Below are 428 nucleotides of genomic sequence, written 5' to 3'. Positions count from 1 at the left end.
TCGCTGATCAGGACGCCCTGTGCAGGATCAATGGGTTGGTGCGTCATCTTCTCTAGAGCCTGAGCCAACGACTCGCCAGCATCGAGCACGAGACCACCAAATGCTTTACGGTCGTCAACGGGTTTGACAAAACGAGGGTAGTCCCACACAAGGTCTTTTGCTTCGTCAAACACGCGAAGCTCGCACCAATAGTTCAGGAGCTGAGTGCCGTAGAACCGTTCCGCGTACGCCTGATCCATGTGATGCTCGTTGTAGAAGAGATGCCAGTTTTCGGGGACCAGCTTCTTCAGCCACATGTCGAGGACCTTGGTGCCACACAGCGGTATGACCGGGCGATCGGTGGGGAACGCTTCAAGATTCGTGATCTCGTACTCGAATGGGATCACACCGAACGTTTCATAGTCGAGACCAGCTTGCTTCAACGCCTC

At 54.7% G+C, this 428-nt stretch carries 1 protein-coding gene; it reads right to left on the bottom strand.

The window, feature by feature from the left end:
- Nucleotides 1-428 (bottom strand): hypothetical protein (locus AC1RPN_RS08475; protein WP_481763756.1); only part of this gene is annotated, 428 nt, incomplete at both ends.

It is taken from the genome of Dellaglioa sp. CoH-57-MRSF-20, assembly GCF_056781955.1.
The sequence above is the reverse complement of the archived record's forward strand: the minus strand, read 5'-3'. Positions and strand labels throughout refer to the sequence as shown.